Here is a 13,401-nt window from a genome sequence, read left to right on the forward strand (position 1 = left end):
CCCACATCATCCGGCGCCGTCTACGCTCTTGAAACACCAACAAGAACGAGGGGCGCGCGCATGGTTCTTTTTCGCAAGATGGCCTGGCTGGGGGCGATGCTGATGCTGGGGCTTGCCCAGGCCCAGGCGGCCACCGGGGACGATGGCCAGGCGGCCCGGGCGCTGCTGGAAAAGGCCTTGGCCTATTACCACGACAACGGCGACAAGGCCTTTGCCGCCTTCAGCCGTCAGGGGGAGTTCGTCGACAAGGATCGTTACGTGTTCGTGGTGGATACCCAAGGTGTGATGCTGGCCAGCGGCGGGCCTTCCTCGGCGTTGATCGGGCGAGACGTTTCCGAAGTGTTGGGGCCGGATTTGCGCAAGGCCTTCAAGGACGCCTTGAAAACCCCGGAGGCCAGTGGCATCCAGCAGGCCGAATACCGCTGGCAGAACTGGGCGGACGGCAAGGTAGAGCGCAAGCATGTGTATTTCCAGCGTGTCGGCGAGCGCATCCTGGCCGTTGGCTATTATCTGCCCCGGGCTTCCGCCGAACAGGCCAGGGCGCTGCTGGACAAGGCCTCGAACGACTTGCTGAAAAACGAGAAGGCCACCCTGGCGGCGATCAACTCCCTCAAGGGCGGTTATCTGCAGGATGACCTGTATGTCTTCGTCGTGGACCTCGATACCCGGCGCTATGTCGGACACGGCACCAACCTGCGCTTGATCAATACCGACTTCGCCAAGGTCAAGGACCCGGATGGCAAGCCGGTGGGGGAGCCGATCCTGGCCATGCTTGGCCAGCAGGATGCGGGGGAGTATGAGTATCGCTGGAAGAATCCGGTAACGGGCAAGGTCGAGGACAAGCACGCGTACCTGAAGAAGGTCGGACATTTCCTGGTGGCGGTGGGGTATTACAGCCCTTGAGGACGGTTTGTGGATCCATGGCGAGGGGATTTATCCCCGTTACCCCAGAATCCATCATGCGCCGCGATCATCCGTTAGCACGCAGAGGGGCGGTGCAACCCAACGGGGATAAATCCCCGCCACGGTAAACCGTGTTCCCAGCCCGACATTTCTATGTTCGGCAGGTTCGCATAACTAAAAAGGCCCGCATCGCTGCGGGCCTCCTGTTGAGTCGCGGGGCCAATCAGCCTGCGACCAGCACTCGGATCGCTTCCAGGCGCAACGCCGCCTTCTCGAGCATCGCCAGGCCTTGCTCGCGCTGTTGACGCAGGGCCACCAGCTCGCTGTCGCGCACGGTGGGGTTGACCGCTTGCAGCGCGGTCAGGCGGGCCAGTTCCTCGTCGGTATCGGCGGCCAGGCGGCGCTGGGCCTCGGCCACGCGTTCGGCGTGACGCGGGGCGACTTTCTCTTCGCCGGCATTGATGCGCGGTGTGAGTTGGTCACGCTGGGCCTGGATGAACTTGTTGGCGCTGGCGCGGGGCACGCTTTCGAGCTGGTCGTTCAGGGTCTCGAACGAGACCCGGGCGGCCAGGTCGTTGCCATTGGCGTCCAGCAGGCAGCGCAAGGCGGCCGGCGGCAGGTAGCGGCCCAGTTGCAGCGAGCGCGGGGCGACCACCTCACTGACGTACAGCAGCTCCAGCAGCACGGTGCCCGGCTTGAGGGCTTTGTTCTTGATCAGCGCCACGGCGGTGTTGCCCATGGAGCCGGACAGCACCAGGTCCATCCCGCCTTGCACCATCGGGTGCTCCCAGGTGATGAACTGCATGTCTTCGCGAGACAGCGCCTGGTTGCGGTCGTAGGTGATGGTCACGCCTTCGTCGTCGCCCAGCGGGAAGCTGGCATCGAGCATCTTTTCGCTCGGCTTGAGAATCAGTGCGTTGTCCGAATGGTCCTCACTGTCGATGCCGAACGCGTCGAACAAGGTTTCCATGTAGATCGGCAGGGCGAACTGGTCATCCTGCTCGAGAATGGCCTCCACCAGTACATCGCCTTCGCCAGCGCCGCCGGAGTTGAGCTCCAGCAGGCGGTCGCGACCGGTGTGCAGCTCGGCTTCCAGGCGTTCGCGCTCGGCGCGAGCCTCGTCGATCAGCGCTTGCCACTCGCCGTCGTCGGCTTCTTCCAGTAGCGGCAGCAGGCGCGGGCCGAACTGATGCTGCAGGGCGTTGCCGGTCGGGCAAGTGTTGAGGAACGCATTCAGGGCTTCGTGATACCACTGGAACAGGCGTGCCTGGGGGCTGGTTTCCAGGTACGGCGCATGCAACTCGATGGTGTGCTTCTGGCCGATCCGGTCCAGGCGTCCGATACGTTGTTCCAGCAGGTCCGGGTGCGCTGGCAGATCGAACAGCACCAAGTGGTGGGCAAACTGGAAGTTGCGGCCTTCGCTGCCGATTTCCGAGCAGATCAACACCTGGGCGCCAAACTCTTCGTCGGCGAAATAGGCGGCTGCGCGGTCACGCTCCAGGATGCTCATGCCCTCGTGGAACACCGTGGCCGGGATGCCGGAGCGTACGCGCAGGGCGTCTTCCAGATCCATGGCGGTTTCGGCGTGGGCGCAGATCACCAGCACTTTGGTGCGCTTGAGCATCTTCAGGGTGTCGATCAGCCACTCGACGCGCGGATCGAAGCGCCACCAGCGCTCTTCCTCGCCGGTGTCCGTCTGGGCCTGGAAGCTGACTTCCGGATACAGCTCGGCGTGATCGCCCAAAGGCAGTTCGAGGTACTGGTCAGGGCACGGCAGCGGATAGGCATGCAGCTTGCGCTCCGGGAAACCCTGCACCGCGGCGCGGGTGTTGCGGAACAGGACCCGGCCGGTGCCGTGGCGGTCCAGCAGTTCGCGCACCAGGCGGGCACTGGCTTCGACATCGCCATCGTTGACGGCGGTCAGCAAGGCTTCGCCTTCGTTGCCCAGGAAGCCGTGGATGGTCTGGTGGGCTTCGGGCGAGAGGCGGCCCTTGTCCAGCAGCTCCTGCACGGCTTCGGCCACCGGGCGATAGTTCTCGCTTTCGGCGCGGAAGGCCTTGAGGTCGTGGAAACGGTTCGGGTCCAGCAGGCGCAGGCGGGCAAAATGGCTGTCCTGTCCCAACTGTTCCGGGGTCGCCGTCAGCAGCAACACACCCGGGATCGTCTCGGCCAGTTGTTCGACCAGCGCGTATTGAGGGCTGACCCGGTCTTCGTGCCAGACCAGGTGATGGGCTTCATCGACCACCATCAGGTCCCAGCCGGCGGCAAACAGCGCGTCCTGGGCCTTTTCGTCGTCCACCAGCCACTCCAGTGCCACCAGGGCCAACTGGGTGTCTTCGAACGGGTTGCTGGCATCGCTTTCGATAAAGCGTTCTTCATCGAACAGGGCGACCTGCAGGTTGAAGCGCCGGCGCATTTCCACCAGCCATTGGTGCTGGAGGTTTTCCGGAACCAGGATCAGCACACGGCTGGCCCGTCCGGACAGCAACTGGCGGTGTATGACCAGGCCGGCCTCGATGGTCTTGCCCAGGCCCACTTCGTCCGCCAGCAATACCCGAGGGGCGATGCGGTCGGCCACTTCTCGGGCAATGTGCAGCTGGTGCGCGATGGGTTGGGCACGGACGCCGCCCAGGCCCCATAGCGGGGACTGCAGCTGCCGGCTGGTATGCTCGAGGGTGTAGTAGCGCAGGGAGAACCAGGCCAGCGGGTCGATCTGGCCGGCGAACAGGCGGTCGCTGGCCAGGCGGAACTGGATGAAGTTCGACAGTTGGGTCTCAGGCAGGGTCACGACTTCGTTCTGCCCGTTGAGGCCGTGATAGACCAGCAGTCCGTCGACGTCATCGACTTCGCGCACGGTCATCTTCCAGCCTTCGAAATGAGTGATCACATCGCCCGGCGAAAACCGCACACGGGTGAGGGGCGCATTCCGTAGCGCGTACTGGCGAGTGTCGCCAGTGGCCGGGTAGAGCACGGTCAACAAGCGGCCGTCCTGTGCCAGAACGGTGCCTAAACCCAACTCCGCTTCGCTGTCACTGATCCAGCGTTGCCCCGGTTGATACTGCTGCGCCATGCTGCCTGACTCCCGCCTTGAAAAAGCCGGCTATCTTAACGGAATGATCCCTCAGACCAAAGGAAATACGCACGCACCAAGGGTAGTCATCGACAGGTATCGATCAACCGCTTCCATGGAACTTAAGCTGGCTGGGTGATCAAACAAGCTTGTGTGCGATCTGCATTAATGCCAACCGGGTCACAAGTTTCAGACCGGCGGTTCAAGCTGCCTGCCTCGCAGCCGACAACCTGAAGACAGGAGATTCTTATGTTGCCACCCACGCTCCCCTTGAGCGCCGTACCGATTACAGCTCAACAGGATCCGATCCGTCCGCGACCGGATATTCCGCCCGTGACCCCGGTGCAGCAAGGCTCCAACGAAACCACCATCGACCTCAAGCAGCAGGATCCGGAAGAGGCCGCGCTGTTGTTGCGCGAGGAACAGCGTCGCCAGCAGGAGCGGGAAAGGCGCCGCCGTGAAGCGGATGAGGATCCCGAAGAACACCTGGCCGTACCGGGTACCGAGCTCAATGCCGATAACACCGTGCCCGTGGTACCGCTGGTGGAAGGCGAGTCGCGCCAGGGGCTGTGGGTCGACATCCAGATCTGAAATCCGCATGTTTGCGACGAAGGCAGGCTGGTCAACGCCGCCAACAGTCCGCATCATGGAGGCATTCGCAATCCACTGCATGATCCCGGACGCCATGAGCCAAGAAGACAAGCTGATCGACCTCAGCGCCGAACGCGCCAAGCGCGTTCACGACCTCAACGAAAAACGCCTCAATGAAGTTCGCCAGGCTTTCGAGCAGGCCATGCCTCTGGGCAAGCCCGGAAAGAAAGCCAAGAACAAGAACAAGCCGAAAAAGCGTTGAACCCCCTCGTTCCATTGACACAGATCAGTTATTGCCCCGCCTTTTCCCTCAGTTGCGAGCGTTATTGACCCCGGTCAATTTTCATCCAGGCCTGATTGGTTAACTTGAACCCATCAAAACGGGGCAAGACCAGGAGGCCAGTCATGTTTTTCGATAATGTGGTGTTTGCCGGGATACTGACGGTCGGCCTCATGTTCGTATTCTTCGCTGTATTTGGATTATTCATCTGGAAAGACGCACATAAGCGTAGAAAGCCATAAGTCTTTCCAGCTGCAACGAGCACGCAAGGCATTTTGGGCGACTTCGGTCGCCCTTTTTTTTGCAAGTTTTCTGCTTCTACCCAAAACCGCTGTAGAAAGTCTTGAGTATAAAAAAGGTGCGATCCGCCAGGGTCGCACCTTTTTTTTGTAGCCGCTGGAATCAGCTGACGATGGCGGTGGAGGCGAGCCAGAACAGCGCGGCCGACAGGCCCACCGTGGCTGGCAGGGTCAGCACCCAGGCCAGCAGGATGTTGCGCACCGTGCCGCCTTGCAGGCCGCTCTTGTTGGCAACCATGGTGCCTGCCACGCCGGAGGACAGCACATGGGTGGTGGAAACCGGCAGGCTGAAGATGTTCGCCATGCCGATCATGCACGCGGTGGTGATCTGTGCGGACATACCCTGGGCATAGGTCATGCCCTGCTTGCCGATCTTCTCGCCGATGGTCAGCACCACGCGTTTCCAACCGACCATAGTCCCCAGGCCCAGGGCCAGGGCGACGGCCAGGATCACCCAGAACGGAGCGTACTCGGTGGTGGCGGTCAGGTCCTTGCGCAGCTTGTTCAGGTCATCCTTCTCGCGGGCAGCCAGGCCAGGCAGCTTGCCCACTTTCTTCGCCGTGTCGTCCAGGCAGAGCAGGTAGCGACGCACCTCGATGCGTTTTTCCGATGGCAGCGAGTGATAGTCGGCCACACCCTTGAGGGTGTCGAGCAAGGCATTGATGGTCGGTTCGGTCTGCTGCGGGTTGCAGCGGAATTTCTCGGGCAGGTCGCCGTTCACGCTCTTGCCCAGCGCCAGGTATTCGCCCAGGGATTCGTTGTTGCGCTGGTAGAACTGGCTCAGGTGCAGCGTGGCGTCGCGGGTGCGTTCGATCTGGTAGGTGGTGCTGTTCAGGTCGAGGACGAACTGCGCCGGCACGATACCGATCAGCACCAGCATGATCAGGCCGATACCTTTCTGGCCATCGTTGGAACCGTGGACGAAGCTGACGGCCATGGCTGAAATCACCAAGACCAGGCGGTTCCAGAACGGCGGATGCTTCTTGTCGTCGATCTTGCGACGCTGCTCCGGCGTCTTGTGCATCTTCGACAGCGGACGCCACCATTTCAGGCCGATCAATACCAGGGCGGCAATCAGGAAGCCGGCCATGGGCGAGAACACCAGGGACGCGCCGATATCGATCGCTTTCTGCCAGTTCACGCCGTCGGCCAGGGGAATGTCGTTGATCAACGCGTTGGCCAGGCCCACGCCGAGGATCGAGCCGATCAGCGTGTGGGAGCTGGAAGCCGGGATACCGAAGTACCAGGTGCCCAGGTTCCAGGTGATGGCCGCTGCAAGCAGCGAGAACACCATGGCCAACCCGTGCCCGGTGTTCACATTGATCAGCAGTTCCACCGGCAACAGGTGCACGATGGCGTAGGCTACGCCCACGCCTCCGAGCAGCACGCCGAGGAAATTGAACACACCGGAGAAGAACACCGCCAGGTGAGGCGGCATGGCCTTGGTGTAGATAACAGTGGCAACCGCGTTAGCGGTGTCATGAAAGCCGTTGATGAACTCGAAGGCGAGGACAAAAGCCAGGGCGAGCAAGAGGCTCACAAGCACCCAAGCATCCAGTCCGCTGAATAAATCGATCATGAAGGTTTTCTGACCCGGTCGTAAGGGGGCGCGATTATGCCAGAAAACCGCGTCAATCGATGCCTTCCCTGCTCATCGGTAGCATTCTTCTACGAAATAATTTGTAGGAAACCTTTTCCGACAAGGTTTTCCCTGGGCTGCGCAACCCCTTGATTCAGGGGCGAAAAGCAAGGCGGGCTGGGCGTTTCCAGCTGCTCAGGGGGGCTTTCAAGAAGTGTATGAAATATCTGAAAGGTGAGAGCCGGCCAATGGTGGGCTTGCCAGAACCTGACAGGAGGCGGCCCGCTCATGACGGGCTTGCGTATCGGCATCCGACCCGGGTGTCGGCCGGATACCGTTGCACGGGAACATCAGGCCAGGCGTGTCATCGTTCTTCGGCCCGGAGTTCCTTTTCCATTTTCTGAAGTTCCTGGTTGAAAGCCTGGTCCTGAACAGTGGCACGTTTGCGCCAGGGTTTGCGTTCCGGTTCAGGTTGTGCGGCGTAGGTGGTGACTTCCCCGCCGTAAACTTCCTTGTAACGTTGTTCCTGGCGCTCAAGTTCCGCGCGCAGTTCGTCTTTCGTCACAGTATTACCTAATAAAGTGAAATGAATCTGGTGATACGCACTGCGTACGCAGACGCAGACGGCCACGGCACCAGAGCTGACAGCTGACGTAGCATCAGGGCTTCGTGTTGTTGCCAATACAGGGGAAGCAGCCATGAAGGTGCTTCAGGTACCTGCTGTCGGTACCAGGATTTCCATGAGCCCTGGTACCTTCGGACAGTAGCGGTCGATTGGCCGTGCCGTCCTGAAGTGCATTATAGCGACCCGCTCGGATAACACTATCGGGAAAAAATTAAAACGGCGGTTGTTGTGTGAATCAATATTTGTATGTGCAAGTTATGGCAATTAGATTTCAAACGATGGGACATTCCACGACAGTATCCTGACGCCATTCAGGACGACAAGTTCAATATCCACTGCCTGTTGTCCGAATCAAATCGTCGACACGTTGTTTTATGACCCTCGTCGGCATTTCGCCGACGAGGCAAGCGTCCATTTGCCAATTGCGATTATCGGTCGCCGGTTCGATAATCGAACGATGTTGCCCGGTCGGGCCTTGTCTGTCCGCCGCGTAGCCGTTTGTAATAGTCGCCATTCCCGGGGAAGCACCAGACATGAACGACCAATTGCGCAGCGCCTTCTCTTCTGTAGCGCCACCGATCGTCGCCTCGCCGGCCAAACGGATCCAGGCCCTGACCGGCGATCCGGACTTCATGACCTCCCTGGCCCGTGGCCTGGCCGTGGTCCAGGCGTTCCAGGAGCGCAAACGCCACCTGACCATCGCCCAGATCAGCCATCGCACGGAAATTCCCCGCGCGGCGGTCAGGCGTTGCCTGCACACCTTGATCAAGCTCGGCTACGCCACCACGGATGGGCGCACCTATTCGCTGCTGCCCAAAGTGCTGACCCTCGGCCATGCCTACCTGTCCTCGACGCCGCTGGCCGTTTCCGCCCAGCCGTACCTGGACCGCATGAGCGAACAGCTGCACGAGGCCTGCAACATGGCGACGCTTGAAGGGGACGATATTCTCTATATCGCCCGCTCGGCCACTACTCAGCGACTGATCTCCGTGGATTTGTCCGTCGGTGGCCGACTGCCAGCCTATTGCACCTCGATGGGCAGGATTCTGCTGGCCGCCCTGGATGACGCATCGCTGCGTGACTACCTCGACCATGCCGACCTGCAGGCCAAGACCAGCCGCACCCTGCACACACCCGAAGCATTGCTCGAATGCCTGCAACAGGTACGCCAGCAGGGCTGGTGCATCGTCGACCAGGAGCTGGAGCAAGGCCTGCGTTCCATTGCCGTGCCGGTATACGACGCGTCCGGCCAGGTGGTGGCGGCGCTGAATGTCAGTACCCATGCCGGGCGGGTCAGTCGTACGGAACTGGAACAACGTTTCCTGCCGGGGTTGCTGGGGGCCAGTCGCGACCTGAGTGCGCAGCTGTTCGCCTAGGCCGCGCAGGCGACGCCTGGGCGAAAAGCCTCGATGCTCGTTCATGCTGCGTTGAAAACCGCCTTGCCTGACCTTCGTCTCAAGACGTTTCGTACAGAGCTTAAGCTGTTCGATAAACGCCCACAGTCGCCTCCAGCGAATTGACGGTATTTGGGTGGCCTCATTAATGTCGCGACAGCGTCATCCGGCGCCGTGATTCTCACGGCAGGAGCAGGGGTGACCCGACACAATAATAATGAGAGCCACCATGAACCAGCCTCAGATTCGCGTAGGCAATTGCCTCGACGTTCAGTCCTTCATCAATGCCCAGCCCATTTCTCGCTACCAGTGGCGGGTGGTGATCCTCTGCTTTCTGATTGTCTTCCTCGATGGCCTGGATACGGCGGCCATGGGCTTTATCGCTCCGGCGCTGTCCCAGGACTGGGGCATCGACCGCGCCAGCCTCGGACCGGTGATGAGTGCGGCCTTGATCGGCATGGTATTTGGCGCGTTGGGTTCCGGCCCCCTGGCCGACCGCTTCGGGCGAAAAGTGGTGTTGGTAGGCGCGGTCGTGCTGTTCGGCGCATTCAGCCTGGCGTCGGCCTATAGCACCAATGTGGATCAACTGCTGGTGCTGCGCTTCCTCACTGGCCTGGGGTTGGGGGCCGGGATGCCCAACGCGACCACCCTGCTGTCGGAGTACACCCCGGAACGCAAGAAATCCCTGCTGGTGACCAGCATGTTCTGCGGTTTCAACCTGGGCATGGCTGGCGGTGGGTTCATCTCGGCCAAGTTGATACCGGCGTTCGGCTGGCACAGCTTGCTGCTGATCGGCGGGATCCTGCCGCTGATTCTCGCGCTGGTGCTGGTGTTCTGGCTGCCGGAGTCGGCTCGCTACCTGTTGGTGCGCAACCGTGGCACCGAAAAGGTCCGCCAGGCGTTGGCGCCGATCGAGCCGGCCACGATTGCCCAGGCGGCCAGTTTCAGCGTGCCGGAGCAGAAAACCGTCAAGGCCCGCAACGTGCTGGCGGTGATTTTCTCCGGTACCTACAGCGCCGGGACGCTGCTGTTGTGGCTGACCTACTTCATGGGCCTGGTGATCGTCTACCTGTTGACCAGTTGGCTGCCGACCTTGATGCGCGACAGCGGCGCGAGCATGGAGCAGGCCGCGTTCATCGGGGCTCTGTTCCAGTTCGGTGGCGTACTGAGCGCGGTCGGCGTGGGCTGGGCCATGGACCGGTTCAATCCGCACAAGGTCATTGGCCTGTTCTACCTGATGGCCGGGGTGTTTGCCTACGCGGTGGGGCAGAGCCTGGGACACATCACCTTGCTCGCCACCCTGGTGCTGGTGGCCGGTATGTGTGTCAACGGTGCGCAATCGGCCATGCCGTCCCTGGCGGCGCGCTTCTATCCGACCCAAGGCCGTGCCACCGGCGTGTCCTGGATGCTGGGCATCGGTCGTTTCGGCGCCATCCTCGGCGCCTGGATGGGGGCGACCCTGCTGGGCCTGGGCTGGAACTTCGAGCAGGTCCTGACCGCCCTGGTCATTCCGGCCGCCCTGGCGACCACGGCGGTGGTGATCAAAGGCCTCGTCAGCCATGCGGATGCAACCTGAGGCGCTGAGATGAACCCTGGGGAGCGAGCCGCCCCCACAGGTTTCTCTGTGTACCTGGATCAATCGATAGCCAAACAACAATCTGTTCGATAAACGAACACTCAGTCGATTATCGGATTGTTTGGCTTTTTTCCGCAGCTTAATCTTCAGCCATTCCGGCGCTTGACCTCGCGCCTTTTTCTTCATGTCGGTCCACTGGAAAACGGAGCCTGCCCCATGGCTGAAATCCTTTCGCTGCACGACGCGGTGAAGCAATTCGTGAACGACGGCGATACCGTCGCACTGGAAGGCTTCACTCACCTGATTCCGACGGCGGCGGGTCATGAAATCATTCGCCAGGGCAAGAAAGACCTGACCCTGGTACGGATGACCCCCGACCTGATCTATGACCAGTTGATCGGCGCCGGCTGTGCCCGCAAGCTGATTTTCTCCTGGGGCGGTAACCCAGGCGTGGGCTCGCTGCACCGCCTGCGTGACGCGGTGGAGAAGCAGTGGCCGCACCCGATGGAAATCGAGGAACACAGCCACGCCGACCTGGCCAATGCCTACGTCGCCGGGGCCTCGGGCCTGCCGTTCGCCGTCTTGCGGGCCTACGCCGGCTCCGACTTGCCCAAGGTCAACCCGCTGATCAAAAGCGTGACCTGCCCCTTCACCGGGGAAGTCCTGGCCGCCGTGCCCTCCGTGCGTCCCGACGTCACGGTGATCCATGCCCAGAAAGCCGACCGCAAGGGTAACGTGCTGCTCTGGGGCATCCTGGGTGTGCAGAAGGAAGCTGCCCTGGCGGCCAAGCGTTGCATCGTCACGGTGGAAGAAATCGTCGACGACTTGAACGCGCCGATGAACGCCTGTGTGTTGCCGACCTGGGCGTTGAGTGCGGTGTGCCATGTGCCGGGTGGTGCCCATCCGTCCTATGCCCACGGCTACACCGAACGTGACAATCGTTTTTATCAGGCGTGGGATCCTATTGCTCGGGATCGTGGGACGTTTACCGCCTGGATCGACGAATACATCCACGGTACCCGTGATTTCAATGAATTCCAGGCCAGACTGGCAGCCGCTTCGCAGGTGAAACCATGACCTACTCCACCAACGAAATGATGACCGTCGCCGCGGCCCGCCGGTTGCAGAACAATGCCGTGTGCTTCGTTGGCATCGGCCTGCCGTCGAAAGCGGCCAACCTGGCGCGGTTGACCTCATCGCCGGATGTGGTGCTGATCTACGAGTCCGGTCCGATCGGGGCCAAACCCAGCGTCCTGCCGCTGTCCATCGGCGACGGCGAGCTGGCGGAAACCGCTGACACTGTCGTACCGACCGGTGAGATTTTTCGCTATTGGCTGCAGGGCGGGCGTATCGACGTCGGCTTCCTGGGCGCGGCGCAGGTCGACCGCTTCGGTAACATCAACACCACGGTGGTGGGCGACTACCACCAACCGAAAGTCCGTCTGCCAGGGGCCGGGGGCGCGCCGGAAATCGCCGGTTCCGCCAAGAGCGTGCTGATCATCCTCAAGCAGTCGGCGCGGTCGTTTGTCGACAAGCTGGATTTCATCACTTCCGTGGGGCACGGCGAGGGGGGCGATTCCCGCCAGCGCCTGGGCCTGCCGGGGGCCGGCCCCGTGGGGATCATCACCGACCTGTGCATCATGGAGCCGGAAGCCGGCAGCCATGAATTCGTGGTCACTTCATTGCACCCAGGCGTGACCCGCGAGCAGGTCATTGCCGCCACCGGGTGGGCGATCCGTTTCGCCGACCAGGTATACACCACCGCCGAGCCGACCGAGGCAGAGCTGCGCGCACTGCGCGACCTGGAAGCGCGTACCGCGGCGGCCCACGGCCAGGCACCGGGAGAAGCCTGATGCGCGACGTCTATATCTGTGATGCGATTCGAACCCCCATCGGCCGCTTTGGCGGCGCATTGTCCGCCGTGCGGGCCGATGACCTGGCAGCGGTGCCCCTCAGGGCATTGATGGAGCGAAATCCCTCGGTGGACTGGAACGCGGTGGACGAGGTGTTCCTTGGTTGTGCCAACCAGGCCGGCGAAGACAACCGCAACGTGGCGCGCATGGCGCTGTTGCTGGCGGGCCTGCCCCAGAGCATTCCCGGCGTGACTCTCAATCGCCTCTGTGCTTCAGGCATGGACGCTGTCGGTACGGCCTTCCGCGCCATCGCCAGCGGAGAAATGGAGCTGGCCATCGCTGGCGGCGTGGAATCGATGTCCCGGGCGCCTTTTGTGATGGGCAAGGCCGACGCGGCGTTTTCGCGCAACCTGAAACTGGAAGACACCACCATCGGCTGGCGCTTCATCAACCCGTTGATGAAAGCCCAGTACGGCGTGGACGCGATGCCGCAGACCGCGGACAACGTGGCAGACGATTACGCCGTGTCCCGGGCCGACCAGGACGCTTTCGCCCTGCGCAGCCAACAGCGCACGGCCGTGGCCCAGGCGGCGGGTTTTTTCGCGGAAGAAATCGTTCCGGTGCGCATCGCCCACAAGAAGGGCGAAACCGTGGTCGAGCAGGATGAGCATCCACGCGCCGACACCACGCTTGAGGCCTTGAGCAGACTCAAGCCGGTCAACGGCCCGGACAAGACCGTCACCGCCGGCAACGCGTCGGGGGTGAACGATGGCGCGGCGGCCATGATCCTGGCGTCGGCCGAGGCCGTGAAGAAACACGGCCTTACCCCGCGAGGCAAAGTGCTGGGCATGGCCAGTGCCGCAGTGGCCCCACGGGTAATGGGCATCGGCCCGGTCCCGGCGGTGCGCAAGCTCACCGAACGGCTGGGCCTGGCGGTGGCGGATTTCGATGTTATCGAGCTCAACGAAGCCTTTGCCAGCCAGGGCCTGGCGGTGCTGCGCGAATTGGGCCTGGCGGACGATGCGCCGCAGGTCAACCCGAACGGCGGCGCCATCGCCCTGGGTCATCCGCTGGGCATGAGCGGGGCGCGACTGGTATTGACCGCATTGCATCAGCTGGAAAAGACCGGCGGCAAGAAAGGACTGGCAACCATGTGCGTCGGTGTCGGCCAGGGGCTGGCGTTGGCCATCGAACGCGTCTGATACGTCGTCTACCAATAAGAAACCGAGGA

At 61.9% G+C, this 13,401-nt stretch carries 12 protein-coding genes; 9 read left to right on the forward strand and 3 right to left on the reverse strand.

What is annotated here, in order from left to right:
* The first annotated feature begins 60 nt into the window (after positions 1–60).
* Positions 61–903, forward strand: coding sequence for a cache domain-containing protein (locus AC1M7R_RS17840; protein WP_490609783.1), 843 nt, complete (start codon positions 61–63; stop codon positions 901–903).
* A gap of 223 nt (positions 904–1,126) precedes the next feature.
* Here the strand turns inward: AC1M7R_RS17840 and rapA are convergent, their stop codons facing one another.
* Positions 1,127–3,973, reverse strand: a complete 2,847-nt coding sequence (gene rapA, locus AC1M7R_RS17845; RefSeq protein WP_072459485.1) for an RNA polymerase-associated protein RapA — start codon at positions 3,971–3,973, stop codon at positions 1,127–1,129.
* Positions 3,974–4,222: 249 nt separating this feature from the next.
* On the opposite strand from rapA, the gene AC1M7R_RS17850 reads away from it, so the two are divergent.
* The 3 genes from AC1M7R_RS17850 to ccoM all read left to right on the forward strand — a co-directional run bounded on the left by AC1M7R_RS17850 (position 4,223) and on the right by ccoM (position 5,086).
* Entirely contained in the window at positions 4,223–4,564 is a 342-nt protein-coding gene (locus AC1M7R_RS17850; protein WP_490609784.1) for an aspartate-semialdehyde dehydrogenase, read from the forward strand.
* Between the two features lie 94 nt (positions 4,565–4,658).
* Positions 4,659–4,826 carry a hypothetical protein gene (locus AC1M7R_RS17855; RefSeq protein WP_490609785.1) on the forward strand — a complete coding sequence of 56 codons (168 nt, stop codon included), beginning with the start codon at positions 4,659–4,661 and terminating at the stop codon, positions 4,824–4,826.
* Between the two features lie 143 nt (positions 4,827–4,969).
* Positions 4,970–5,086, forward strand: coding sequence for a cytochrome c oxidase subunit CcoM (gene ccoM, locus AC1M7R_RS17860; RefSeq protein WP_279567505.1), 117 nt, complete (start codon positions 4,970–4,972; stop codon positions 5,084–5,086).
* A gap of 160 nt (positions 5,087–5,246) precedes the next feature.
* Here the strand turns inward: ccoM and AC1M7R_RS17865 are convergent, their stop codons facing one another.
* Both AC1M7R_RS17865 and AC1M7R_RS17870 read right to left on the reverse strand, forming a co-directional pair.
* Positions 5,247–6,722 (reverse strand): inorganic phosphate transporter, encoded by a 1,476-nt coding sequence (locus AC1M7R_RS17865; protein ID WP_072398838.1) that lies wholly within the window; start codon positions 6,720–6,722, stop codon positions 5,247–5,249.
* 364 nt (positions 6,723–7,086) lie between these two features.
* Positions 7,087–7,287 carry a hypothetical protein gene (locus tag AC1M7R_RS17870; RefSeq protein ID WP_072432151.1) on the reverse strand — a complete coding sequence of 67 codons (201 nt, stop codon included), beginning with the start codon at positions 7,285–7,287 and terminating at the stop codon, positions 7,087–7,089.
* A gap of 593 nt (positions 7,288–7,880) precedes the next feature.
* Between AC1M7R_RS17870 and pcaR the strand changes: the two genes are divergently transcribed.
* The 5 genes from pcaR to pcaF all read left to right on the forward strand — a co-directional run bounded on the left by pcaR (position 7,881) and on the right by pcaF (position 13,372).
* Positions 7,881–8,723: a pca regulon transcriptional regulator PcaR gene (gene pcaR / locus AC1M7R_RS17875; RefSeq protein ID WP_072398836.1), complete on the forward strand. Its 843-nt coding sequence runs from the start codon at positions 7,881–7,883 to the stop codon at positions 8,721–8,723.
* 247 nt (positions 8,724–8,970) lie between these two features.
* Positions 8,971–10,317 carry a 4-hydroxybenzoate transporter PcaK gene (gene pcaK, locus AC1M7R_RS17880; protein WP_072398835.1) on the forward strand — a complete coding sequence of 449 codons (1,347 nt, stop codon included), beginning with the start codon at positions 8,971–8,973 and terminating at the stop codon, positions 10,315–10,317.
* A 216-nt stretch (positions 10,318–10,533) separates the two neighbouring features.
* Positions 10,534–11,394, forward strand: coding sequence for a CoA transferase subunit A (locus tag AC1M7R_RS17885; RefSeq protein ID WP_072398834.1), 861 nt, complete (start codon positions 10,534–10,536; stop codon positions 11,392–11,394).
* Positions 11,391–12,170, forward strand: a complete 780-nt coding sequence (locus AC1M7R_RS17890; protein WP_072459482.1) for a CoA-transferase subunit beta — start codon at positions 11,391–11,393, stop codon at positions 12,168–12,170. The genes AC1M7R_RS17885 and AC1M7R_RS17890 overlap by 4 nt, the downstream gene beginning before the upstream one ends.
* Positions 12,167–13,372: a 3-oxoadipyl-CoA thiolase gene (gene pcaF, locus AC1M7R_RS17895; RefSeq protein ID WP_172834646.1), complete on the forward strand. Its 1,206-nt coding sequence runs from the start codon at positions 12,167–12,169 to the stop codon at positions 13,370–13,372. Before AC1M7R_RS17890 ends, pcaF begins: the two co-directional genes overlap by 4 nt.
* Positions 13,373–13,401: the final 29 nt, after the last annotated feature.

It is taken from the genome of Pseudomonas sp. MS01C9, from assembly GCF_058202755.1.